Raw genomic sequence first — 23014 nt, 5'->3', positions numbered from 1 at the left:
ACAATTGCCTGGCTTGTCATCCCCGGCGGCCTGCCAAGCAGGCCGGGACCGGGATCCAGAGCCCGTTTCGGGCACAAGCAGCGCAGGAGCGACGAGCCGGGAGGCACGCGCTGGATCCCCTTCCCGCGCCTGCGGCGCGCCGGGGATGACACGCACACTCACGCTGCGGCCCTCACATGCGCCCTTTCGAGCGTCGTCGGAAGTCGGGTTGGCGCGTCGCTGCGCTCCTCGCGAGGCGACAACGCATTCACGCCATGTCCCCCATGTGCGCCCGGTCGAGCTTGATGGGGAAGCGCTGCCGGATGCGGTCGTCGATGGAGCGGTCGATGTGGCGGGGATGATGGCGGCGCAACAGGTCCTCGGTCCGGCGGACGGCGCGGCTGACATAGTCCGGCCGGCCCTTCTCGTTCCACTCGTTGGGGCTCCAGCGGTCGCCGACGACGGGGTAGACGTAGTCGCGCTGCATCAGGCTCAGCGTCTGCTCCGAGCCGAGATAGTGCCCCGGGCCGCCGACGCAGGTGGCGCGGATCGTCTCCACCGACAGGGCCTCGTCGCTGACGTCGATCCCCTTCATCGTGCGCTGGACGGAGGCGATGATGTCGTTGCCGGCGACGAGAGACGCCTTGCAGACGCCGAGCAGGCTGGCATGCATGCCGACCGCCTCGTAGACGAGATTGGTCCCGGCATTGCCGACGAGCGCGAGGTTCAGCGCCTCCTCGGCACCGAATTGCGCGTCGAGAAGCTTGGAGTCGGACATGCCGGCTCCCGTCCCGCCGATCAGGTCGTAGAACTGCGCCATCTGTCCGCAGGCCGCAGACAGCAACGCCTGCTCCGGGCTGCCGCCGGACATGGCGCCCGTGCGCAGATCCGACACGAAGGGCCACGTGCCGAAGATGGCGGGCGCGCCCGGCCGGATAGCGTTGACGTAGACGATGCCGGCGAGGCACTCGGCCACGGCCTGCACCACCGCTCCAGCAAGCGCGGCCGGCGCGGTGGCCCCGGCCTGGCCGGCGGAGAGCAGCAGCACCGGCATGCCGCCGCGCACCGCAGCCTCGAGGCAGCGGCATGCATCCTCGGCGAATTTCAGCGGTGGGACGACGAAGCAGTTGGACTGGCTGACGAAGGGCCGGGCGCGCCACTTCTCCTCACCGCCCGCCACCATGTGCAGCATTTCCAGGCTGTCCTCGACATGGCGCTGGTGCACCCAGCTCGTGCCGACATGCTTCGTCGTGCCGGCGACCGAGGCGTAGCAGGAGTTGAGATCCATCTCGTAGGGGTCGGGGATCTCGCGGCAGACATTCGTGCGCTGGAAAAAGTGAATGTTGTCGAGCGCGTCGACCAGCCGGGCGCAATCATAGAGGTCGGCGGCCGTCGATTCGCGGTAATCCCCGGTGACGGGATCGACGACGTTCACCGCCGCCCCGGCGGTTCCGAAATAGACGTTGGATCCCCAGGGCTCCATGTCGTGCCGGGAATCCTGCCCGTGCAGGACGAAGCGCCGGGCTGCCCTTGCAACCATGTCTTCCACCAGCGAGCGCGGAAAGCGCAGGCGGCCGTCATCGCCCATCACGCCGCCCGCGGCGGTGATCACCTCGACGCAGCTCGGGATGGCGTCGGCGAAGCCGATCTGCTCCAGCACGTCCAGGGCGGCGTTGTGAATGCGCAGAACGTCCGCATCCGCCAGGGGACGGAAGCGGCCACCCGGCATGCCGGGACGGATCGGGCGCATATCCTCGGTGAGCGGTCGCGACCGTGCCGCGACCCGCGCCTCGCGCCCGCCCCTGCGCCCCTTGTCGACCTGAATTTCGCTCATCGTGCCTCGCCATGGCGTCGCAGGCGATTGCCCGGGAGGCTCCGCCATGGTGGGATGTGACCGGATCGCGCCAAAACCGGCAAGCGAAGCTTCCTCATGCCGAGATGAATTCCGTTCACCCCCTCCCCGCCTCCGGTGTACTCGGCCGTGTGCCGCTCACCGCGCTGCGCGCGTTCGAGGCGGCAGCGCGCCACAACAGCTTCAGGCGGGCTGCGGCGGAGCTCGGCATCACGCCTTCCGCGGTGAGCCACCAGGTGGCCCAGCTCGAGGCCGTCCTCGGCCAGGCGCTGTTCCGCCGCACGGGGGGCGGCGTGGAACTCGCCGAGGGCGGAAGGCAGCTCTTCCCCTATGTCCGCGACGGCTTCGGCCGCATCGCGCAGGGGGCCGAACTGCTGCTGCGCGGTGGCCGGCGGGAGCTGACCATCCAGGTCTACATCACGGTGGCCGTACGCTGGTTCATGCCGAGGCTGCACTCCTTCCAGAAAGCATGTCCCGACGTCCTGCTGAAGGTCAACGCCAGCCAGATGGACTGGGAGTACGACCCGGCGCTCGCCGATCTCGGCATGATCTGCACGACGACGCCGGACAGGCCCGGCCGCCACTACACGCCGCTTTTCGAGGCGGACCTCGTGCTGGTCTGCAGCCCCAGCCTCGTCGACGGGCCGGTGCCGTTGACGAGCCCTCGCGATCTCGGCCGCCACCACAGGCTCGTCGTCCACCCCGCCAACGAGGACTGGACGACATGGGCCGGGGCAGCCGCCATCGGCGGGATCGTGCCGGCCTCGAGCGCCAGCTTCGACAGCTACCTGCTGGTCATCGAGGCCGCAGCCGAGGGCCGCGGCGTAGCCGTGGTCCCGCATTTCCTCGCCTCGGCGGACCTGAAGGCGGGCCGCCTCGTCCAGCCCTTCTCCATCGCCGCCCGCCAGCCGGCGCGCTGGTACCTCGTCTGCCGCGAGGCCGAGGCGGAGGAGCCCGCCGTCTCGCGCTTCCGCAGCTGGCTCTTAGACGAGATCGCGACGGATCCGGTTCTTACGGGAGGGATCGCGAGGGTCAGGCGGCGCGGCCACGTCACTGCCGACGCGCGGTGAGAAAGCTGCCGTGGTTCGCCCGCGACCGATCGGCCATACGCATTAAACCGGCTTTCAGAGGCCTGTGAGCGGTCCTAGCTCTGGGGAGCTCCCCCAGACACAGGATGTCCGTCATGCCGAGCCTGACGCTGGTGGAGCGATTGTTCCCACTCCTTGCCCTGTTTCTGGCAGCCGGGGCCATTACGCAGCCCGCCCAGGCGACAGACTGCACGCAGACCAGGAAACTGCTGTGGCGGCACCATGAACTGCTCGACAACATCAACGGATATGGGGCGGTCGTGCCGCCCTTCTGCGAGACGAGGCCACTGCTCGCGAGCACGGATGCGCTGATCGCCGAGTTCAAGAGAACCGGCACGGCTTGCGGCATGCCGGCGGACTCCCTGGCGCAGCTGGCGAGGCTACGGGACAAACTCGAAAAGCGAAAACAGTCCTGCGACTACGGCGTAGGCCAGGGGCCGCTCGTGCCCGGCGCCCGCTGAGCGGGTCGTCAGGCCGCCTTTGGCTTCAGTCCCTGCGCCGCCTCGATGACCAGCGGGTCCAGGCCCTCGCCGCCATGGGCGATGTGGTCGAGCAGCTGGGTGCGCATGCGCCTTTCCCAGAACTGGCGGATGTGGCTCTCCACGCCCTCCACCGCCACGGCGTGGGGGTAGGAGCGGAAGAAGGTGGCGATCTGGTTGGCCATACTGACCATGCGCTCATTCGTCATCGAACTGTCCTGCCGGAGCGCGGGTCTTCAGACCCGCTATGTCGCGTTTCCATCCGAACAGCGCGTCCGGAGACGCGCGGTCCGGGCCTCATTCAGCCGCCTCCACATGGGCGATGCGCTTGAGGTCGATCTCGTCCTTGTCGAACTGCTCCTGCCAGTCGGACATCCGGTTCGTGCGGCGCACCTGCACGGCGGTGACCTTGTACTCCGGGCAGTTGGTCGCCCAGTCGGAATAGTCGGAGGTGACGACGTTGGCGCCCGTCCTGGCGTGGTGGAAGGTCGTGTAGATCACCCCCGGCTGCATCCGCTCGCTCACCTCGGCGCGCAGCGCGATCTCGCCGGAGCGAGACGCGAGCGAGACGAGGTCTCCAGTCTGGATGCCGCGGTTCTCGGCGTCGAACGGGTGGATCTCCAGCACATCCTCGTCATGCCAGGCGGTGTTGGCTGTGCGCCTTGTCTGCGCGCCGACATTGTACTGGCTCAGAATGCGGCCGGTGGTCAGGATCAGCGGGAAGCGGGCGCCGGTCCGCTCTTCAGTCGGCACGAACTCGGTGATCATGAACTTGCCGGAACCGCGTACGAAGCGGTCGACATGCATGATCGGCGTACCCGCCGGAGCCTTGTCGTTGCAGGGCCACTGGATCGAGCCGAGCTCGTCGATCCTCTGGTAGCTCACCCCGGCGAAGGTCGGCGTGAGCAGGGCGATCTCGTCCATGATCTCGGACGGATGGCTGTAGGACATCGGGTAGCCGAGCGCGTTGGCGAAGGCGATCGTCACCTCCCAGTCGGCCTTGCCGGCCAGCGGGGACATCACCCTGCGGACGCGGCTGATGCGCCGCTCGGCATTGGTGAAGGTGCCGTCCTTCTCCAGGAAGGACGCGCCGGGCAGGAAGACGTGGGCGTACTTCGCCGTCTCATTCAGGAACAGGTCCTGCACGACGACGCACTCCATCGCCTCGAGACCGGCAATGACGTGCTGGGTGTCGGGATCGGACTGTGCGGGATCCTCGCCCTGGATGTAGATGCCCTTGAAGCCGCCGGCGACGGCCTCGTCGAGCATGTTGGGGATGCGCAGGCCCGGCTCGTCGGAGAGCGGGCGGCCCCACATGGTCTCGAACATCTCGCGCGTGGCATCGTCCGAGACGTGCCGGTAGCCGGAGAACTCGTGCGGGAACGAGCCCATGTCGCACGAGCCCTGCACGTTGTTCTGGCCGCGCAGCGGGTTCACGCCGACGCCGTCGCGGCCGATGTTGCCGGTGGCCATGGCGAGGTTCGCCATGCCCATCACCATCGTCGAGCCCTGCGAATGCTCGGTGACGCCGAGGCCGTAGAAGATGGCGCCGTTGCCCCCGGTGGCGAAGAGCCGGGCGGCTGCCCGCACCTCTCCGGCCGGCACCCCGGTCAGCTCCGCCGTGGCCTCGGGCGAGTTGCGCTCCTCGGCGATGAAGCGGGCCCAGACCTCGAAGTCGCCGAGGTCGCAGCGCTCGCGCACGAAGGCTTCGTCGATCAGGCCCTCGGTGACGATGACATGCGCGAGCGCATTGATCATCGCGACGTTGGTGCCCGGCATCAGCTGCAGATGGTGCTCGGCCTTCACGTGCGCCGTCTTCACCAGCTCGATCCGGCGGGGATCGATGACGATGAGCTTGGCGCCCTTCCGGATCCGGCGCTTCAGCCGGGAGCCGAAGACGGGATGGGCGTCGGTCGGGTTGGCGCCGATGACGAGGATCACGTCCGTCTTGTCGACAGACTTGAAGTCCTGCGTTCCGGCCGATGTGCCGAACGTCGTCCGCAAGCCGTAGCCGGTGGGCGAGTGGCAGACGCGGGCGCAGGTGTCGACATTGTTGTTGCCGAACCCGGCGCGGATCAGCTTCTGGACGAGGAACGTCTCCTCGTTCGTGCAACGCGAGGACGTGATGCCGCCGATCGCCTCGCTGCCATAGGTCGCCTGGATCCGCCTGAACTCGCTCGCGGCCCGGCCGATGGCTTCGTCCCACGACACTTCGCGCCACGGGTCGGTAATCTTGTCGCGGACCATGGGCGTGGTGATGCGGTCCTTGTGCGTGGCGTAACCCCAGGCGAAGCGGCCCTTCACGCAGGAATGACCCTCGTTCGCCTTGCCGTCCTTGTACGGCACCATGCGCACCAGGGTCTCGCCCTGCATCTCCGCCTTGAACGAGCAGCCGACGCCGCAATAGGCGCAGGTGGTGACGGCGGAGTGCTCGGGCTGGCCCTTCTCGAGCACACTCTTCTCGATGAGCGTGGCGGTGGGGCAGGCCTGCACGCAGGCGCCGCACGAAACGCAGTCGGAGGACAGGAAGTCGAGGCCGCCCGGCGACACGGCGCTCTCGAAGCCCCGGCCCGAGATGGTGAGCGCGAAGGTGCCCTGCACCTCCTCGCAGGCGCGGACGCAACGCGAGCAGACGATGCACTTGGCGGGGTCGAAGGAGAAATAGGGGTTCGACTCGTCCTTGGCAGATTCGAAGTGATTTGCGCCCTCGTAGCCGTAGCGAACCTCGCGCAGGCCGACGGCACCTGCCATGTCCTGCAGCTCGCAGTCGCCGTTCGCGCCGCAGGTCAGGCAGTCCAGCGGGTGATCGGAGATGTAGAGCTCCATCACCCCCTTGCGCAGCTTGGCGAGCTTCTGCGTCTGGGTGTGGACGACCATCCCGTCCTCGGCCGGCGTGGTGCAGGACGCCGGGGTGCCGCGCCTGCCGTCGATCTCCACGAGGCAGAGCCGGCAGGATCCGAATGGCTCCAGCATGTCGGTGGCGCAGAGCTTCGGGATCTTGGTGCCCATGCTCATCGCCGCCGCCATGACGGAGGTGCCGGCCGGCACCGTGACAGCCTCGCCGTCGATGGTCAGGGTGACCGTCTGCTCCGCGACGCGGATCGGGGTGCCGTAGTCGGTCTCTTGCACGAGGGCCATGCTGGCCTCCTCACTCGGCCGCGCGCAGCGGAATGCGCTGCGGCCGGTCGAAATCCTCGGGGAAGTGGGTGAGCGCGCTCTGCACCGGCAGCGGCGTCAGGCCGCCCAGCGCACACAGGGACGCATCGGTCATCAGCTGCAGCAGGTCGGCCAGAACGGCGTGGTTCTTCGCCGGCTCGACCCCCGCGACGATGCGGTCGATCGTCTCGACGCCGCGCGTCGACCCGATCCGGCACGGGGTGCACTTGCCGCAGCTCTCGACAGCGCAGAATTCCATGGCGAAGCGCGCCTGCTTCGCCATGTCGACCGTGTCGTCGAACACGACGATGCCGCCATGCCCCAGCATACCCTTGACCGCCGCCAGCGCCTCGTAGTCGACCGGCGTGTCGAGAAGGCCGGCGGGAAGATAGGCGCCGAGCGGACCGCCGACCTGCACGGCCCGGACGGGCCGGCCGGACGCCGTTCCGCCGCCGAGGTCCTCGACCAGCTCGCGCAGGGTGGCCCCGAAGGCGGTCTCGAACAGCCCGCCATGCCTGACATTGCCGGCGATCTGCACCGGCAGCGTGCCGCGCGACCTGCCCATGCCGAAGTCATGATAGGCCTGCCCGCCATGCTCCAGGATCCACGGCACGGCGGCGAAGGAGAGCACGTTGTTGACGACGGTAGGCTTGCCGAAGAGGCCCTTGAGCGCCGGTAGGGGCGGCTTGGCGCGCACCTGGCCGCGCTTGCCCTCCAGGCTCTCCAGCAGCGAGGTCTCCTCGCCGCAGATATAGGCGCCAGCGCCGAGACGGACCTCCAGGTGGAAGGCCTTGCCGGAGCCCGCGACCGAGGCGCCCAGCCACCCGTCTGCTTCCGCGGCGGCAATGGCCGCCTGAAACGTGCGGAAGGCGTGCGGGTATTCGGAGCGGAGGTAGACGAAGCCCCTGGTCGCACCGACGGCGAGGCCGGCGATGATCATCCCCTCGATGAGGGTAAAGGGATCACCCTCCATGAGGATCCGATCTGCAAAGGTGCCGCTGTCGCCCTCGTCGGCGTTGCAGACAATGTACTTCTGGTCGGCCTGGGCATTGGCGACGGTCGCCCACTTGATCCCGGTGGGGAAGCCGGCGCCGCCCCGGCCGCGCAGGCCCGAGACCTTGACGGCTTCGACGATGGCGGGTGGTTCCAGGGCAAGCGCCGCGGTCAGCCCGCGAAAGCCGCCATGGGCGACATAGTCGTCGACGGACAGGGGGTCGACCACGCCGCAGCGCAAGAATGTCAGGCGCTGCTGGCGCTTCATCCAGGGCTGGCTCTCGACCGGCCCCAGCCCCAGCGCATGCTCACCGCCGGTCAGGAAGCCGGCATCGAACAGCGATGGCACATCGGCAGGCGCCACCGGGCCATAGCCCTGGCGGACGCCGTCGATCTCGACCTCGGCCAGCGGCTCCAGCCAGAGCATGCCGCGCGTGCCCGTGCGGACGATCTCGACCGGCACGTTCCGGATGGCAGCCTCGACGGCGATCGCCTTGGCAACGCGCTCGGCGCCCACGGAGAGAGCGGCCGCGTCGCGCGGAACGAAGACACGGACGGTCATGACAGGGCGCCTTTGGTGCGGGCCATGAGGCCATCCAGCGTGTCGCGGTCCACCCGGCCCACCAGCTCGCCGTCCATCAGGACCGCCGGAGAGAGCGCGCAATTGCCGAGGCAATAGACCGTCTCGACCGTCACGCGCCCGTCGGCGGAGGTTTCGCCCATCGATATCCCATGCTCGGCGGCCAGATGCTCGACGAGGCTCTCGCAACCCATGGACTGGCAGGCCTCGGCCCGGCACACCTTGAGCACGTGGCGGCCGGCGGGTTGGCGGCGGAAGTCGTGGTAGAAGGTGATGACGCCGAACACCTCGGCGCGCGACACGTTCAGCGCGTCCGCGACCAGCGGGATGGCGCTGTCGTCGATATAGCCGAAGCGCTCCTGCAGCGCGTGCAGGACGGGTAGCATCGCCCCGTCCAGGTGTTTGTGATCTTCGATCAATGCCGAGGCTGTCTCGGCGTCCCAGACCCGCATCGGGCGTTCCCCTCGAACCGCCAGAAGCGCAATTCTGCCGGTATAACCCTCACCATGCGGTGAAGGGCGCGGCTCGATCAAATCGAAACTTCGGAACGGTTGATAGTCTCAGCCTATCAACCAGCCTGGACCATGGGGCTGAGTGAGCTGTCGAGATCGAGGGCGGTGACGCTTTCGAACATCCGCCGGGCCAGCGGCGGCGCCGGGTCACGGTCGGCGATGATGAGGCCTACGGACTTGGCGACGCGGGGTGCGACGAGCTCGATGGCGCGCGCCCCGCGCGGCATGCCGAAGAACTGCAGCAACGGCCGGGGCACGATGCTCGACACGACACCGGACCCGGCGTGCGAGCAGAGATTGAAGATGGAGTTCGTTTCCACCGCGACCTGCGGCGAGACCCCGACGGAGCGGAAGACGCCGTCGACGATGCGCCTGTTCTGCATATCCGGCGTGAGAAGGCACAGCGGCACGCGCGATGCCTCTTCCCAGGTGATTTCGTCCCGGCCCGCAAAGGCCCCTCCCCGGCCCGTGAGGAAGACGTACTCTTCATTGTAGACCGGCTTGGCGCGTACATGATCGAGCGGCTCGTTGTCGAGATACGTCAACCCGACCTCCAGCTCGAACTCCGCCAGCTTGCGCTCGATCTCCTGCGAGGTCTGCGAGAGCACCGTCACCGTCACGCGCGGATACCGTGCATGAAATGGCGTGGTCAGCAGCGAGACGACCGGCATCGCGGTGGGGATGGCCCCCAGGCGCAGCCGGCCGGAGAGACCCGTGCTCATCTCTTCCAGGCTCTGCCGCATTTCCTCGAAGGTCGCGACCATGCGCGTCGCATGCTCCACCACGCACCGCCCCTCCGGCGTGAGGTCGCGGAAGCGCTGGCTGCGCTCGACCAGCGGCACGCCGAGCTCCTGCTCCAGCTGGCGGATGGCCGCGGACAAGGTGGGCTGAGAAATATTGAGCACCGCGGCCGCCCGGCCAAAATGCTTCTCGCCCGCGAGAACGGCGAGGTAGCGGAGCTGTTTCAGCATGAATGCGGGTCCGGCGTTCCTCTTCTGCCGCTTTGCTCTATAGCAGCTTTCACGACACTGGCGCGCCGCGGACCAGCCTGCCTTTCCTGCGAAGAGGTGCACGGCTAGGGTGCGGCGATCCTGCAGGAGATCCCCATGACTGAAACCGACAGGACCGCAGCCTGGCACGCGCTGGAGGCGCACCGCGCCTCGACGGCCGACACCCCCGTGCTCCGGCTTTTCGAGGCCGACCCGGCCCGCTTCGACATTTTCTCGGCCAATCTGGACGACCTTCTCCTCGACTACTCGAAGACCTCCATCGACATCCGCGCCCGCGACCTGCTGGTGGGGCTGGCCCGCGCCTGCGGGGTCGAGGGCAAGCGGGACGCGATGTTCGCCGCCGAGCCGATCAACCTCACCGAGGGCCGGGCGGTGCTCCACACGGCTCTCCGCGCGCCGGCCAATGCCACCGTGACTCTGGGCGGCCGCGACGTGATGGGCGATGTGCGCTCCGAATTGGCCCGCCTCTATGAGTTCGCGGACAGCGTGCGCTCCGGCCGGATCTCGGCCGGTGACGGCAAGCCCTTCACCGACGTCGTCAACATCGGCATCGGCGGCTCCGACCTCGGGCCGGCGATGGCGACGCTGGCGCTGGCGCCGTACCATGACGGCCCGCGCCTGCACTACGTCTCGAACGTCGACGGCGCCCATCTCGCCGACACGCTGAAGGGACTGGACCCTGCCCGCACCCTCTTCATCGTTGCATCGAAGACCTTCACCACCATCGAGACGATGACCAATGCCCGCTCGGCGCGGGCCTGGCTCGTAGCAGCGCGGGGCGAGAAGGCGGTTCGCGGCCAGTTCGCGGCCGTGTCGACGGCGCTCGACAAGGTCGACGCCTTCGGCATCGCGCGGGACCGCACCTTCGGCTTCTGGGACTGGGTCGGCGGCCGCTACTCGCTCTGGTCGGCCATCGGCCTGCCGGTGATGATCGCAATAGGGCCCGAGCGCTTCGCGGAGATGCTCGCCGGCGGTCACGCATTGGACGAGCACTTCCGCACGGCCCCGCCGGAGGTGAACCTTCCCATCCTGCTCGGGCTGGTCGGCGTCTGGCACCGCGACGTCTGCGGCTACGCCACGCGGGCGCTGATCCCCTACGACCAGCGCCTGTCGCGGCTGCCGGCCTATGTGCAGCAGCTCGACATGGAGTCGAACGGCAAGCGTGTCACGCGCGACGGCAAGCCGGTCGCCCACCCGACCGGGCCGGTGGTGTGGGGCGAGCCGGGCACCAACGCCCAGCACGCCTTTTTCCAGCTGATCCACCAAGGCACGGACCCGATCCCGGTCGAGTTCCTCATCGCCGCTCAGGCGCACGAGACCGGCATGGAGGTTCATCACGAGCTCCTGATGGCCAACTGCCTGGCGCAGTCCGAGGCCCTGCTGCGCGGGCGCACGCCGGCGCAGGCCGCCGCCCAGCTGGTGGCCGCGGGCCGTACGCCGGAGGACGCCGACCGTCTCTCGGCTCACCGCACCTTCCCGGGCAGCCGGCCCTCGCTGATGATCGCCTACCGCAAGCTCGACCCGTTCACGCTGGGCCGGCTGATCGCGCTGTTCGAGCATCGCGTCTTCGTTGAGGCGGCGATCTGGGACATCAACGCCTTCGACCAGTGGGGCGTGGAACTCGGCAAGGAACTCGCCACGCGCCTGCAGCCGATCGTCTCCGGCGAAAAGCCGACGGATGGGCTCGATTCGTCCACGGCCGGGCTGGTGAAGTACCTGCGGGATCTCCGCTGAAGGACCGCGCGTCTTCAGACGCGCAGTTCGCCCTGATGATACAAGCGGGTCTGAGGACCCGCGGTCCGAGAGCAGGGTCCGCAGAGGCCCGCCGCCCAGGAGGAAACACACCATGCGCGCGCTGCTGTGCGACAACCCGCATTCGCTCAAGATCGTCGAGCGCGACGCGCCTCGCCCTGGCCCCGGGCAGGCGCTGGTGCGCATGCGGCGGGCAGGTGTCTGCGGCACCGACTATCACATCGTCGGAGGCCGCCAGCCCTTCTTCGAGTACCCGCGCATCATCGGCCACGAGCTTTCCGGCACCATCGAGGAGGCACCGGCCGGCAGCGGGCTGCGCAAGGGCCAGACCGTCACCATCATCCCCTATCTCCACTGCGGCCACTGCATCGCCTGCCGGCAGGGCAAGACGAATTGCTGCACCACGCTCTCCGTGCTCGGTGTGCATAGGGATGGCGGCATGGCGGACTGGCAGGCCCTGCCGGTGGAGAACCTAATCGCCGTCGACGACCTGTCGCTGGACGAGGCCGCCATGGTCGAGTTCCTGGCCATCGGCGCCCACGGCGTCCGCCGGTCCGGGCTGCGGGCCGATCAGCGCGTGCTCGTCGTCGGCGCGGGCCCGATCGGCCTCTCCGCCATCGTGTTCGCCAAGGCCCGCGGAGCCCACGTCACCGTGGTCGACGGCAACACGAAGCGCCTCGCCTTCGCCGTGAACGAGGCCAGGGCGGATACCGGGATGGAGGCTTCCCCCGACGTCAAGGACCGGCTGCGGGCCGCCACGGGCGGGGACTTCTTCGACCTCGTGATCGACGCCACCGGCAGCCCGGCGGCGATGGACGCCGGCTTCGCCTATGTCGCGAGCGGCGGGTCCTACGTGCTGCTGAGCATCGTGCGCAGCGCCATCACCTTCGACGATCCCGAGTTCCACCGGCGCGAACTCACGATCTTCGCCAGCCGCAACGCGACGCGGGAGGACTTCGACACCGTCCTGGCCGCGATGCGTGCCGGCCACGTCCCCTCGAAGGCCCTCGCCACCCACCGCGGCAGCCTCGACGAGGCCCCGTCGCTCATCCCGGAATGGGCGAAGCCCGAGACGGGGGTGGTGAAGGCCCTGCTGGAGATCTGAGGCTCGACAGCCCCCGGCGCAGGCAGGCTCTTGTCCCCGCCTCCGGGAGAACGCCTCATCCGGCGGTTCGCGCCGCCTTGTCCCGGAGCGCGGGAGACGGAGCTCCCTCGCGCCTGAGAAGTTCCGCCTTGCGCTCGATGCCCCACCGGTAGCCGGAGAGGTCACCGTCGCGGCGAACCACGCGGTGGCAGGGGATAGCGACGGCAATGGCGTTGGCGGCGCAGGCCCCGGCGACGGCCCGCACCGCTTCGGGCCGACCAAGGCGTGCTGCGATGTCGGTGTAGGTCACGGTTTCACCGGCCGGGATGGACCGCAACGCGTCCCAGACGCGCTGCTGGAAGGCGGTGCCACGGATATCGAGCGGCAGCTCGAGACCCCGGCCCGGCTCCTCGACGAAGGCGACTACCGCGGCCACCGTCCGCTCGAAGGTGGCATCGCCGCCAACGAGCCTCGCCTTCGGAAACCGGTCCTGGAGGTCACGGACCAGGGCTTCGGGATCCTCGCCCATGGTGATGGCGCACAGGCCGGCGCCCGTCGCGGCGACGAGGATCGCGCCGAGGGAGCACTGGCCGACCGCGAAGCGGATCTCCTCGCCACGCCCCCCGTCTCGATAGGCCGAGGGCTTCATGCCCAGCATGGACGTCGCCTTCTCGTAGAAGCGGCTGGAGGAGTTGAAGCCCGCATCATAGAGCGCCTCCGTCACACCCGCCCCCTTTCCCAGGCTTTCGCGGACCCGGCGCCCCTTGTGGGCGGCAGCCCATGCGGCCGGCGTGAGCCCAGTGATGGACCGGAAGACGCGATGAAAGTGGAAGGGCGACAGTCCGGCGGACGCGGCGAGGTCTTCCAGCCGGGGCGCCTCCTCGGCTTCCTCGATCGCCCTGCAGGCCGCGGCGACCAGCGCCTCGCGCCTGGCGCGGGGATCCTCGCCATCGGGATTGCAGCGCTTGCAGGCGCGCAGCCCAGATTCGCGGGCCTGCTCCGTCGTTGCGTGGAACGACACGTTCTCGCGCCGCGCCAGCCGAGCCGGGCAGGACGGCCGGCAATAGACACCGGTCGTGCGCACACCATAGACGAACCGGCCATCCCAGGCGCCGTCGCGCCGGGTCACGGCGTCCCAGAGCAGGTCGGGCGAAGGAAGCTGTTCCACGGGGCTGATCATCCGGGGCTGGGCGGTCATCGCGATCTCCCTTGCGATTGAGGCATCATCGGTGTGGACGCAAGATGGCGCCTTCCACACCGCCGCGAACTCCGCCCCTTGCGGTTGAACTCCCCTGCCGCTTTGCTCCCCGGCCACCGAGGACAACGACGATGCGGGCCGAGACGGCGGACGGGCTTGTGCTGACGACGGCAGGACCGGCCGACGAGCACGATTTGCTGGCACTGGCGCGCGTCTTTCACGCCGAGGACGACCATCCCCTCTCAGCCGCGGGGGAAGCGGCTCTGGGCCGGCTTTTGCGCGACCCCTCGCTCGGCTTCGCCGCTCTTCTCAGGAATGGCGCGCAGCCTGTCGGATACGCGGTGATCTGCTACGGATTCAGCATCGAGTGGGGAGGCCGGGATGCCTTCCTCGACGACCTCTACATTGCGCCGGACACGCGCGGTGCGGGTGTCGGACAATGGTTGGTCGAGACGCTCGTGGCCGAGGCGAGCAGGACCGGAGTGGTTGCCATCCATCTCGAGATCATGCCCGGCAACCCCGCCGAACGGCTCTACGAGCGTCTCGGGTTCGCCGACAGGGGCAGCCGCCTGATGACACGTCTTCTCTTCAAAAGTGCAGTCCAGTTTTAAAAAAACCAATGGACTTATTAATTCGGCGACCACACACTCCAGGCAGGAGGGGTTCATGCTGCGCGGCACGAACCAGGAGTTCGGAAGACCGTACAACCGCCGAATCGTCCTCGAGACGATCCGGCTGATGGGCCCTGTCTCTCGCGCCGACATTGCACGCGAGGTTTCCCTCAGCGCACAGACCGTCTCCAACATCATCCGCGAACTCGAGGACGGAGGCTTCCTCAAGTCCCGCCGCGAGAAGCCGACCCGGCGGGGGCAGCCGGCGACGATGCTGGAGATCGACGGCCGCGGCGGCTACGCGATCGGCGTCCAGCTGACGCCGTTGCATGCCGGCGCCATGGCGGTCGACCTCGCAGGCGATCGCGTGGCGCAGGTCGAGGCGCGGATGCCGTCGGACACCGAGGGCGTCCTCTCCACCGCCGCCGACCTCGTCGGCCGCATGCGCGCCGCCTGCGGCACGGGCCGCGTGCTCGGGCTGGGCATCGCCATGCCCGGGCCCTTCGACGTGGAGCCGATGAGCCACGCAGGATCCACGACGATCGAGGCGCTGCGCGGCGTGCCGCTGCGCGAGACCTTCGCGGGGCTGACCGGCCTGCCGGTCTTCATCGGGATGGACGGCGGAGCCGCGGCGCTGGGTGAACGCCAATTCGGCGCGGGCGCAGCGCTCAGCGATTTCTTCTACGTGTTTTTCAGCGCCGGCCTGGGCGGCGCGACCATCGCGGACCGCAGCCTGTGGACCGGTGCCCACGGCAATGCCGGCGAACTCGGGCACATGGTCGTCGTGCCGGGAGGCGATCCCTGCCCTTGCGGAAACAGGGGCTGCCTCGAGCGCTACGTCTCGCTGGATGCGCTGCGCCGCCGCTTCGTGGCCGCGGGCATCGATCCCGAGAGCGACCGGCTCGACGCGAAGGACGGATCCGTCCACCCCGTCGTGGAAGCCTGGATCTCGGACGCGGCCCCCCTGCTCGCCCGGGCCGTCGCCGTGGTCGAGAACCTGCTGGATCCCTCGACGATCATCGTCGGCGGTTCGCTTCCACCATCGATCCTCGACCGGTTGCTGGCCGCCATGGAGCCGCTCCCGCCATCGGTCGGCCAGCGACGGAACCGTGCCCTCCCCCGCATCACCCGCTCGGCGCTCGGCGCAGACGCCGCGCTGCTCGGCGCCGCCGTACTGGCCTTCAACGGAGTGCTGTCGCCGCGCTTCGGCCTTCTCTTCGAAGGCGATGCGGGAAGCTCCCCGGATCCGATCGTCGCTCCGCTGCCGCGCGTGGCGGCCCTGCTGCAGAAAGCGTCGTGAGGCCGGCATGAGCGCACCCCCGCCCCTCCTCGAACTCGACGGCGTCACCAAGAGGTTCGGAGCCATCGAGGCGCTGCGCGGCGTGACGATGCGCATCGAGCGCGGCGAGGTCCTGGCGCTGCTCGGCGACAACGGGGCGGGCAAGTCGACACTGGTGAAGATCATCTCGGGCGGCATGGAGCCGACCGAGGGCCGCATGCTGTTCGAGGGCGAGCAGCGCGTGTTTCCCTCCCCCGCCGAGGCCAAGGCGGCGGGAATCGAGACGGTCTATCAGGACCTGTCGCTGTGCACGAATGTCGACGTGGTCGCCAATTTCTTCATGGGCCGCGAGCTGACCCGCAAGATCCTCGGCATCCCCGTGCTCCGCGAGCGCGAGATGTACGAGGCGACGCGCAAGGCGCTGGCCGACGGGGGGACGCGCATTCCCTCGCTGCGCACGAATGTCGAGCATCTCTCCGGCGGGCAGCGCCAGGCCATCGAGCTCAACCGCTTCGTCCACTGGGGCGGCAAGCTGGTGCTGCTCGACGAGCCCTTCGCGGCCCTCGGCGTCGAGCAGACGCGGCGCGGCCTGGAGATGATCAAGAGAGTGGCCGCGCAGGGCATCGGGGTGGTCGTGATCACCCACATCATGGCCCAGGCCTTCCAGGTCGCGGACAGGATCGTGGTGCTGCGCCACGGGCGCGTCGCGGGGGACGTGGCGACGCGCGACACCACGCCGGACGAGGTCGTCCGGATGATCACGGGCGATATCCGCAGCGGGCTCGCCCAGGCGTGAGGGACTTCTCACGGAGGAGGAGGACGACGATGAAGCCGATGTTGAGGGCCCTGTTTGGGGCCGTACTGGGGCTGGGCGTGCTCGGGCTCGCACTCGCCATGCCCGGCGCAGCCTTCGCTCAATCGAAGGGCAAGTTCTACTATCTTGTGCCGACCCTGCTCGACGAGTTCCAGACGGAGTCGATCAAGGCGATCGAGCGGTTCATGAAGGACGTCGGCTACGAGGTGACGTCCCTCGACGGCCAGAACCGGACCGACCTGCAGCTGAACCAACTCGACGACGTGATCAAGCTGAAGCCTCAGGGCATCATCCTGGCGGCCGTCGACTTCGACGCCGTCAAGCCCGGCATCGAGAAGGCGCGCGCGGCAGGCATTCCGGTCGTCATCTTCGACCGGCAGATCAAGTCCACGAAGAGCGACTTCACCTCCGTCGCCGGCACGGTCGAGATCGGCTACGTCGCCGGTGACGAGATCCAGCGCCTCCTGAAGGAGAAGAAGGGCGCGGTGAAGGGCAAGGTTCTGCAGATCCTCGGCGATCCCGGCGACAGCTACACCCTCGACATCCAGAAGGGCTTCGAGGAGAAGATGAAGGCCTTCCCGGACGTCAAGATCATCACGCAGCCCGCCCTGCAGTGGGAAGCGTCGAAGGCCGGCGACATCATGTCGGACCAGATCCTGACCAACCCCGACATCGACCTTGTCTTCGTGCACGCCGCGCACCTCGCGGTTCCCGTCGTCGCCATCATGGAGGCGAAGGGCAAGAAGCCGGGCGAGATCATGCTCGTCAGCTCCAACGGCGCGCCGGTGGGCCTCGACCTGATCCGCAAGGGCTGGGAGCAGGTCGAGGTGGAGCAGCCGCTCTACGCCCAGGCCGCCGCCATTGCGATGTTTGCGGACAAGATCGCCGGCAAGCAGGAGATCAAGCCCGGCAAGTACAAGGTGCTGGGGCTCGAATCCGACCTGACGATGGAAGACTGGGGCCCGAACATCAGGATCCCGGGCGCCGCCATCTCCAAGAAGAACGTCGACGAGGCGCGCTTCTGGGGCAACCTGAAGGCGCCGACGGACCCCGTGAAGCCGGTCGAGTGACACTGGCCTGACACTGACGCGGCGCGGGCATTCCGCGCCGCGATCCCCGCCGGAGACTGACGATGACCGATCCCGCCGCCGGTGCCGACAGCGCACTTTCCGGCCCCGCCGCCCCCGCGGAAAGGCCCGGCAAGGCTGTGATCGAGTTCGCGCTGGAGCACCTCGTCTGGATCATCCTGGTCGCGGTGCTCGCGTTCTTCTCCCTGACCATCCCGAACTTCTTTCAGATCGGGATCCTGCTGAACATCCTGGAGCAGTCCACCTTCGTCGGGATCATGGCCGTCGGCCTGTCCATGGTGATCATGGCCGGGCATATGGACCTGTCCGTCGAGTCCGTGCTGGCGCTCTCCGCCATGACCGTCGCCCTCGTCTTCGGCACGCACGGGGCCGGTTCGGGCCTCGTGCTCAACCCGGCCTGGCTCGCCCTCCCCGTCTCGCTGGCGGTCGGCGTGGGCATCGGCGTCATCATCGGCGCGATCAACGCCTGGCTCGTGGTCGGGCTGAAGATCAACGCCTTCATCGTCACTCTCGCGTCCTACATCTGGGCGCGCGGGCTTGTGGTGGCCTTCTCGGGCGGGCGCTCGGTCTATGGCCTTCCGCCTGAGATCAGGGCGGTCTCGATCTGGAATCTGGGCGGCATCCCGCTGCTCGGCATCGTCCTCATCATCGTCTTCATCGTCTTCGCCTTCGTGCTGAGGAAGACGCCGTTCGGCCGCTACGTGCTGATGATCGGCGGCAACCCGATCGCGCCCTACCGCGCCGGAATCCGCGTCGACCGCGTGGTGGCGGCGACCTTCGTCATTTCCGGCGCGGTCGCCGGTCTCGCCGGCTGGCTCCTGGCGTCACGCACGGCGGGTGCAACCGCGAACCTCGGCACGGGCATGCTGTTCGAGGCTTTCGCAGCGGTGGTGATCGGCGGTGTCAGCCTCAAGGGTGGCTCGGGCAGGCTCTCCGGCGTGTTCGCAGGCGTCCTGCTGCTCTCCGCCATCTCGACGGCCATCAACGTGATGGGCATGCCGCCCCACTACACGCTCGTCATCCGTGGCGGGCTGGTGCTCTTCGCCGTGCTGCTGGACACGGTGAAGACGTCGATCCGCCGCCGTTATCTGTGATTTCCGGGGGATGAGCGTGACCAGAAGCCTCGAAGGACGCGTCGCCATCGTCGTAGGTGCGGCACGGGGCATCGGCGAGGGCATCGCCCGCCGCTTCCTCGCTGACGGCGCTCGGGTGGTGATCGGCGACCGTCCGGAGCTGGAGCCGGCCCAGGCCGCCGCGCGGTTCGGGCCCGCCGGCGCCTCGCACGGGATCGAGGTCGACATCTCCGACCCCAGCCATGCGCAACGCATCGTGGACGAAACGCTGTCGCGCTTCGGCCGCCTCGACATCATGGTTCAAAACGCCGGCATATACCCCTGGCGCTTGATCGAGCACATCGATCCCGATGAGTGGGACCGGGTCATGGCCGTGAATCTCCGCGGCACCTTTCTCGCCGCCCGCGCAGCGCTCGCCCCGATGAGACGCCAGCGCTACGGGCGCATGATCTTCACCTCGTCAATCACCGGACCGCGCGTGACGAGCCCGGGCCATGGCCACTACGCCGCGAGCAAGGCCGGGATCGTCGGCTTCATCCGCTCGGCGGCGCTCGAATGGGCCGCGGACGGCATCACGGTGAACGGCGTCGAGCCCGGGAACATCCTGACCGACGGAATGAAGGCCGAGCGCAGCCAGGAGTTCATTGACGGCATGCGCGACAGCGTCCCGGTCGGCCGCCTCGGGACGCCGGAGGACGTGGCCCACGCCGTCGCCTTCCTGGCCAGCGAGGGCGCGAGCTTCGTGACCGGCACGACCATCGTCGTCGACGGCGGCCAGACGCTTCCCGAAGGCCGCGACTTCCGCATCTCCCCCGGTGCCGCGCAACCCGAACCGGAACCGCCAACATGACCGCGCCCTTTTCCGCAACTGCCGGAATGAGCTTCACGCAGCTGGAGACGCCGCTGCCGGTGATCGACGTGGACGTGGTCGAGCGCAACCTCATCCGCTGGCAGGAACGCTGCAACACGCTCGGCATCGCCAACCGGCCGCACATCAAGACGCACAAGCTCGTCTGCTGGGCCCGCCGGCAGATCGAACTCGGCGCGCGCGGCATCACCTGCCAGAAAATCGGCGAGGCAGAGGTGATGGCCGATGCCGGAATCGACGACATCCTGATCACCTTCGGCATTCTCGGAGAGCAAAAGCTGGGCCGCCTCGCCGACCTCGCATCGCGGATCCGGCTCACCGTCGTAGCGGATTCGCAGGTGATCGTGGACGGCCTTGGAGCGGCGGGCCAGGCCGCCGGCAGGCCCATCACCGTTCTGGTCGAGTGTGACACCGGCGCAGGGCGCTGCGGGGTGCAGACGCCGGAGGCGGCCGTGACGCTGGCGCGATCCATCGACGGCACGGACGGCCTGCGTTTCGGGGGGCTCATGACCTACCCGCCGCCGGGGGGCCGGGCCCGGATGGGAGAGTTTCTCCGTGAAGCGCGCGGCCAGTGCGAGGCGGCGGGGCTTCGGGTCGAGACCGTCTCGGCCGGCGGCACGCCCGACATGGCCAGGGACGACGCGCTGGACGTCGTCACCGAGTACCGGGCCGGCACCTACATCTACAACGACCGTTCACTGGTAAGCCGCGGGCTTTGCTCTCTCGACGATTGCGGCCTCTCGGTTGTGGCGACAGTTGTCAGCCGCCCCACTGCAGGCCGCGTGATCATCGACGCCGGCTCAAAGGCGTTGACGAGCGACCTCTCGGGCCAGAACGGATACGGCCTCGTGCGCGAATGGCCCCAGGCCATCGTCTATCGGCTTGACGAGGAGCATGGCCTCATTGACCTCGCCGACACGATCGGGGCCGGGCCCAGGGTCGGAGACGTCATCCGGATCGTGCCGAACCATGTCTGCCCGGTGACGAACCTCTTCGACCGCGTCGTCGCGGTGCGTGGCAACATCGTGCTAGGCAGCATTCCGGTGGACGCGCGGGGACGCGTCTCCTGAGAGCAACCTGGAGCTGCTGCACCAAATAGGTTGCAAATATCAAGAAGCTGGAAGAGGCTCCTCGCATCCGCAACCTGCGGTGGAGGAAACTGAACGTGAAGACCGTTGCGATCATGGGGGCCGGAACGGCCCTGCTCTTGGCCGCCACGTTCGGCGGCATCGCGCCGGCGAGCGCGCTGACGATGAAGGAATGCAGCGCCAAGTACCAGGAGGCGCAGAAGGCGGGCACGCTCGACGGCATGAAGTGGAATGACTTCCGCAAGGCCGAGTGCACCGACGACGCCGAGGCGAATGACGAGGCTCCGGCCGGCGCCGCGACGAAAGCCGTCTTCCCGAAGGCGGTCTCACCGAAATACGCCAAGGAATCGCCGGGCAAGGCCCGGATGGAGACCTGCCTCGACCAGTACAACGCCAACAAGGCCAAGGACGGCAATGGCGGTCTGAAGTGGATCATGAAGGGCGGCGGCTACTACAGCGAGTGCAACAAGCGACTCAAGGGCGCCTGATCTCACCGCCGTACAGACACTGACCGGAGCCGGCCGCGGGCAACCGCGTGCCGGCTCTTCCTTTGCAACGCCTGCAGCGGGGCTGGCCTGGCTAGCATGCGTCCTTGTCGTTGCACCCTGCGGTCGTGACCTCGGCCTCCAAGCGCCGGATGCCCTCGTCCCAGAACACCCTGTAGTGCTCGAGCCAGAGAGCGACCTCCCGCAGCGGCCCGCATTCCAGCCTGCAGGGCCGCCAGCGCGAATCGCGTCCGCGGGCGATCAGCCCTGCCCTCTCCAGCACCTTCAGGTGCTTGGACACGGCCGGAAGGCTCATCTCGAACGGTTCGGCCAACTCGGTGACGCATGTCTCGCCCCGGGCCAGCCGCGCCAGGATCGCACGGCGGGTGGGATCGGCCAGAGCGGCCAGGATCAGGCTGAGGCGATCCTCGCTCATTCCCCGAACGCCAGCTGCATGCCTACCCTCGGACCGGAAACCGATTGGTTGAGTATGGGCCCCGGCTGCAGGAAATCAACGCAAACCAAGCTGGCTGGAACGCCCCCTACGTCCCGCAGAACGTCCGGTATACGCCCTGCCCCTCCGGCGGAGGCTCGGCATAGGCCTCGCGGCCGGGCTGGTCCTCGAAGGGACGCGAGAGGACGGCCATGAACTCCTCGAAGGGGGCGTAGTCCTGCCGCTCGACGGCGGCCTCGATCATGCGCTCCACGAGATGGTTGCGGGGGATGTAGGCGGGGCTGACACGCCGCATCGCGCTGCGCCGATCCTCGGCTGTGCCGGGCTGCCGGGCCAGCCTCTCGCGCCACTGGGCGGCCCAGTCGTCGTACTGTGTGGGATCGACGAAAAGGTCGCGGACGGGCCCGTCCGCCTCGCTGCCCGCCGCGGCGTCGGCGAGGCGCCGGAAGGTCAGCGTGAAGTCGGTGCGGTTCGCGGCCATGCGGTCGAGCAAATCCTGCATCAGGGCGAGGTCGCCGTCGTCCTCCGTCGCGAGGCCCAGCTTGGCCCGCAAGCCGGCCACGTGCGCGGCGTTGAAATGGTCCGGGAATGTGGCCAGCACGGCGCGGGCTTGCTCCAGCGCCTCGTCCTTGTCCTCGGAGAGAAGCGGAATCAGGCACTCGGCGAGGCGTGCCAAGTTCCACTGCGCGATCGTCGGCTGGTTGGCGTAGGCATAGCGGCCGAACTCGTCGATGGAGCTGAAGACCGTCGCGGGGTCATAGGCGTCCAGGAAGGCGCAGGGGCCATAGTCGATGGTCTCGCCGGCCACCGACATGTTGTCGGTGTTCATGACGCCGTGGATGAACCCGAGCAGCAGCCAGCGCGCGACGAGTGCCGCCTGCCGGCGCAGAACGCCTTCGAGCAGCGCGCGATACGGGTTCTCTGCCCGCGCCGCCTCCGGGTAGTGACGGGCGATGACGTGTGCGGCCAGATCCCGCAGCGCATCCACATCGCCCCGCACGGCGAAGTACTGAAAGGTCCCGACCCGGATATGGCTCGATGCGACGCGCGTCAGAACGGCCCCCGGCAGGATGGTCTCGCGGAAGACGTGCTCGCCGGTCGTCACCGCCGCGAGGGCCCGGGTGGTGGGCACGCCGAGAGCGGCTATGGCCTCGCTGACGAGGTATTCGCGCAGCACGGGACCGAGCGCCGCCCGGCCGTCACCCCGGCGGGAGAACGGCGTCGGCCCCGAGCCCTTCAGCTGGATGTCGCGGCGTACGCCATTCCTGTCCACCACCTCGCCCAGCAGGATGGCCCGCCCATCGCCGAGCTGCGGCACGAAGTTGCCGAACTGGTGGCCCGCATAGGCCATCGCCAGCGGCTCGGCACCCTCGGGGATGCGTTTGCCGGCGAGGATCTCGACCCCCTCGGGCGAGGCCAGCGCGTCGGCGTCCACACCGAGTTGCGCCGCCAGCGCGCGGTTGAGCGCGATCAGCCGGGGCGACTGCACCGGCGTCGGCTCGACGCGGGCGTAGAATACGTCCGGCATACGGGCGTAGGAATTGTCGAAGGGGACGTGCACAGTCATCGGC

At 68.5% G+C, this 23014-nt stretch carries 21 protein-coding genes; 12 read left to right on the top strand and 9 right to left on the bottom strand.

From position 1 onward, the window contains the following. Positions 1-247: 247 nt before the first annotated feature. On the bottom strand, positions 248-1813 hold the full coding sequence (locus AC5JCN_RS03435; protein WP_495753596.1) for a trimethylamine methyltransferase family protein: 1566 nt from the start codon (positions 1811-1813) through the stop codon (positions 248-250). A gap of 104 nt (positions 1814-1917) precedes the next feature. Here AC5JCN_RS03435 and AC5JCN_RS03430 point away from each other — a divergent pair, with 104 nt between their 5' ends. Both AC5JCN_RS03430 and AC5JCN_RS03425 read left to right on the top strand, forming a co-directional pair. Then, positions 1918-2901 (top strand): LysR substrate-binding domain-containing protein, encoded by a 984-nt coding sequence (locus AC5JCN_RS03430; protein ID WP_495753595.1) that lies wholly within the window; start codon positions 1918-1920, stop codon positions 2899-2901. A 113-nt stretch (positions 2902-3014) separates the two neighbouring features. Next, entirely contained in the window at positions 3015-3380 is a 366-nt protein-coding gene (locus AC5JCN_RS03425; RefSeq protein WP_495753594.1) for a hypothetical protein, read from the top strand. 8 nt (positions 3381-3388) lie between these two features. On the opposite strand, the gene AC5JCN_RS03420 is transcribed toward AC5JCN_RS03425, so the two are convergent. From AC5JCN_RS03420 to AC5JCN_RS03400, 5 genes are all read right to left on the bottom strand, one after another. Next, entirely contained in the window at positions 3389-3607 is a 219-nt protein-coding gene (locus AC5JCN_RS03420) for a formate dehydrogenase subunit delta (protein ID WP_495753593.1), read from the bottom strand. A gap of 88 nt (positions 3608-3695) precedes the next feature. Beyond that, complete coding sequence (fdhF, locus tag AC5JCN_RS03415) at positions 3696-6536, bottom strand: formate dehydrogenase subunit alpha (RefSeq protein WP_495753592.1); 2841 nt, start codon at positions 6534-6536, stop codon at positions 3696-3698. A gap of 10 nt (positions 6537-6546) precedes the next feature. Continuing rightward, a complete protein-coding gene (locus AC5JCN_RS03410) occupies positions 6547-8109 on the bottom strand; it encodes a formate dehydrogenase beta subunit (protein WP_495753591.1) in 1563 nt (520 codons plus the stop codon). Further along, positions 8106-8579, bottom strand: a complete 474-nt coding sequence (locus AC5JCN_RS03405) for a formate dehydrogenase subunit gamma (RefSeq protein WP_495753590.1) — start codon at positions 8577-8579, stop codon at positions 8106-8108. Before AC5JCN_RS03405 ends, AC5JCN_RS03410 begins: the two co-directional genes overlap by 4 nt. A 116-nt stretch (positions 8580-8695) precedes the next feature. Beyond that, positions 8696-9610 carry a LysR substrate-binding domain-containing protein gene (locus tag AC5JCN_RS03400; RefSeq protein WP_495753589.1) on the bottom strand — a complete coding sequence of 305 codons (915 nt, stop codon included), beginning with the start codon at positions 9608-9610 and terminating at the stop codon, positions 8696-8698. 135 nt (positions 9611-9745) lie between these two features. Between AC5JCN_RS03400 and pgi the strand changes: the two genes are divergently transcribed. Continuing rightward, positions 9746-11383 (top strand): glucose-6-phosphate isomerase, encoded by a 1638-nt coding sequence (pgi, locus tag AC5JCN_RS03395; RefSeq protein ID WP_495753588.1) that lies wholly within the window; start codon positions 9746-9748, stop codon positions 11381-11383. A 112-nt stretch (positions 11384-11495) separates the two neighbouring features. Beyond that, positions 11496-12506, top strand: coding sequence for a zinc-binding alcohol dehydrogenase family protein (locus AC5JCN_RS03390; protein ID WP_495753587.1), 1011 nt, complete (start codon positions 11496-11498; stop codon positions 12504-12506). 55 nt (positions 12507-12561) lie between these two features. Here the strand turns inward: AC5JCN_RS03390 and ada are convergent, their stop codons facing one another. Then, the gene (gene ada, locus AC5JCN_RS03385) at positions 12562-13683 is read right to left on the bottom strand and encodes a bifunctional DNA-binding transcriptional regulator/O6-methylguanine-DNA methyltransferase Ada (protein ID WP_495753586.1); all 1122 of its coding nucleotides are present in this window, start codon (positions 13681-13683) and stop codon (positions 12562-12564) included. A 131-nt stretch (positions 13684-13814) separates the two neighbouring features. Here ada and AC5JCN_RS03380 point away from each other — a divergent pair, with 131 nt between their 5' ends. The 8 genes from AC5JCN_RS03380 to AC5JCN_RS03345 all read left to right on the top strand — a co-directional run bounded on the left by AC5JCN_RS03380 (position 13815) and on the right by AC5JCN_RS03345 (position 20992). Beyond that, positions 13815-14294, top strand: coding sequence for a GNAT family N-acetyltransferase (locus AC5JCN_RS03380; RefSeq protein WP_495753585.1), 480 nt, complete (start codon positions 13815-13817; stop codon positions 14292-14294). 55 nt (positions 14295-14349) lie between these two features. After that, positions 14350-15594, top strand: a complete 1245-nt coding sequence (locus AC5JCN_RS03375) for an ROK family transcriptional regulator (protein WP_495753584.1) — start codon at positions 14350-14352, stop codon at positions 15592-15594. Positions 15595-15601: 7 nt separating this feature from the next. Next, positions 15602-16369, top strand: a complete 768-nt coding sequence (locus AC5JCN_RS03370; protein ID WP_495753583.1) for an ATP-binding cassette domain-containing protein — start codon at positions 15602-15604, stop codon at positions 16367-16369. A 29-nt stretch (positions 16370-16398) separates the two neighbouring features. After that, positions 16399-17457 (top strand): sugar ABC transporter substrate-binding protein, encoded by a 1059-nt coding sequence (locus tag AC5JCN_RS03365; protein WP_495753582.1) that lies wholly within the window; start codon positions 16399-16401, stop codon positions 17455-17457. A 62-nt stretch (positions 17458-17519) separates the two neighbouring features. Then, entirely contained in the window at positions 17520-18569 is a 1050-nt protein-coding gene (locus tag AC5JCN_RS03360) for an ABC transporter permease (protein ID WP_495753581.1), read from the top strand. Between the two features lie 16 nt (positions 18570-18585). After that, the gene (locus AC5JCN_RS03355) at positions 18586-19398 is read left to right on the top strand and encodes an SDR family NAD(P)-dependent oxidoreductase (protein ID WP_495753740.1); all 813 of its coding nucleotides are present in this window, start codon (positions 18586-18588) and stop codon (positions 19396-19398) included. Further along, positions 19395-20486: a D-TA family PLP-dependent enzyme gene (locus tag AC5JCN_RS03350; RefSeq protein WP_495753580.1), complete on the top strand. Its 1092-nt coding sequence runs from the start codon at positions 19395-19397 to the stop codon at positions 20484-20486. The genes AC5JCN_RS03355 and AC5JCN_RS03350 overlap by 4 nt, the downstream gene beginning before the upstream one ends. A gap of 113 nt (positions 20487-20599) precedes the next feature. Then, positions 20600-20992 (top strand): hypothetical protein, encoded by a 393-nt coding sequence (locus tag AC5JCN_RS03345; RefSeq protein WP_495753739.1) that lies wholly within the window; start codon positions 20600-20602, stop codon positions 20990-20992. Between the two features lie 91 nt (positions 20993-21083). On the opposite strand, the gene AC5JCN_RS03340 is transcribed toward AC5JCN_RS03345, so the two are convergent. Further along, complete coding sequence (locus AC5JCN_RS03340) at positions 21084-21425, bottom strand: ArsR/SmtB family transcription factor (protein WP_495753579.1); 342 nt, start codon at positions 21423-21425, stop codon at positions 21084-21086. Between the two features lie 106 nt (positions 21426-21531). After that, positions 21532-23010 (bottom strand): protein adenylyltransferase SelO, encoded by a 1479-nt coding sequence (locus tag AC5JCN_RS03335; RefSeq protein ID WP_495753578.1) that lies wholly within the window; start codon positions 23008-23010, stop codon positions 21532-21534. Positions 23011-23014 lie beyond the last annotated feature (4 nt).

It is taken from the genome of Alsobacter sp., from assembly GCF_059501845.1.
The sequence above is the reverse complement of the archived record's forward strand: the minus strand, read 5'-3'. Positions and strand labels throughout refer to the sequence as shown.

Excerpts from the sequence above, each read along its gene's own strand:
- AC5JCN_RS03380 (WP_495753585.1), top strand. The coding sequence starts at position 13,815 with ATGCGGGCCGAGACGGCGGACGGGCTTGTGCTGACGACGGCAGGACCG.
- AC5JCN_RS03375 (WP_495753584.1), top strand. The coding sequence starts at position 14,350 with ATGCTGCGCGGCACGAACCAGGAGTTCGGAAGACCGTACAACCGCCGA.
- ada (WP_495753586.1), bottom strand. The coding sequence starts at position 13,683 with ATGACCGCCCAGCCCCGGATGATCAGCCCCGTGGAACAGCTTCCTTCG.
- AC5JCN_RS03435 (WP_495753596.1), bottom strand. The coding sequence starts at position 1,813 with ATGAGCGAAATTCAGGTCGACAAGGGGCGCAGGGGCGGGCGCGAGGCG.
- fdhF (WP_495753592.1), bottom strand. The coding sequence starts at position 6,536 with ATGGCCCTCGTGCAAGAGACCGACTACGGCACCCCGATCCGCGTCGCG.
- AC5JCN_RS03420 (WP_495753593.1), bottom strand. The coding sequence starts at position 3,607 with ATGACGAATGAGCGCATGGTCAGTATGGCCAACCAGATCGCCACCTTC.
- AC5JCN_RS03350 (WP_495753580.1), top strand. The coding sequence starts at position 19,395 with ATGACCGCGCCCTTTTCCGCAACTGCCGGAATGAGCTTCACGCAGCTG.
- AC5JCN_RS03390 (WP_495753587.1), top strand. The coding sequence starts at position 11,496 with ATGCGCGCGCTGCTGTGCGACAACCCGCATTCGCTCAAGATCGTCGAG.
- AC5JCN_RS03410 (WP_495753591.1), bottom strand. The coding sequence starts at position 8,109 with ATGACCGTCCGTGTCTTCGTTCCGCGCGACGCGGCCGCTCTCTCCGTG.
- AC5JCN_RS03370 (WP_495753583.1), top strand. The coding sequence starts at position 15,602 with ATGAGCGCACCCCCGCCCCTCCTCGAACTCGACGGCGTCACCAAGAGG.
- pgi (WP_495753588.1), top strand. The coding sequence starts at position 9,746 with ATGACTGAAACCGACAGGACCGCAGCCTGGCACGCGCTGGAGGCGCAC.
- AC5JCN_RS03345 (WP_495753739.1), top strand. The coding sequence starts at position 20,600 with ATGGGGGCCGGAACGGCCCTGCTCTTGGCCGCCACGTTCGGCGGCATC.
- AC5JCN_RS03405 (WP_495753590.1), bottom strand. The coding sequence starts at position 8,579 with ATGCGGGTCTGGGACGCCGAGACAGCCTCGGCATTGATCGAAGATCAC.
- AC5JCN_RS03335 (WP_495753578.1), bottom strand. The coding sequence starts at position 23,010 with ATGACTGTGCACGTCCCCTTCGACAATTCCTACGCCCGTATGCCGGAC.
- AC5JCN_RS03360 (WP_495753581.1), top strand. The coding sequence starts at position 17,520 with ATGACCGATCCCGCCGCCGGTGCCGACAGCGCACTTTCCGGCCCCGCC.
- AC5JCN_RS03340 (WP_495753579.1), bottom strand. The coding sequence starts at position 21,425 with ATGAGCGAGGATCGCCTCAGCCTGATCCTGGCCGCTCTGGCCGATCCC.
- AC5JCN_RS03365 (WP_495753582.1), top strand. The coding sequence starts at position 16,399 with ATGAAGCCGATGTTGAGGGCCCTGTTTGGGGCCGTACTGGGGCTGGGC.
- AC5JCN_RS03425 (WP_495753594.1), top strand. The coding sequence starts at position 3,015 with ATGCCGAGCCTGACGCTGGTGGAGCGATTGTTCCCACTCCTTGCCCTG.
- AC5JCN_RS03400 (WP_495753589.1), bottom strand. The coding sequence starts at position 9,610 with ATGCTGAAACAGCTCCGCTACCTCGCCGTTCTCGCGGGCGAGAAGCAT.
- AC5JCN_RS03430 (WP_495753595.1), top strand. The coding sequence starts at position 1,918 with ATGAATTCCGTTCACCCCCTCCCCGCCTCCGGTGTACTCGGCCGTGTG.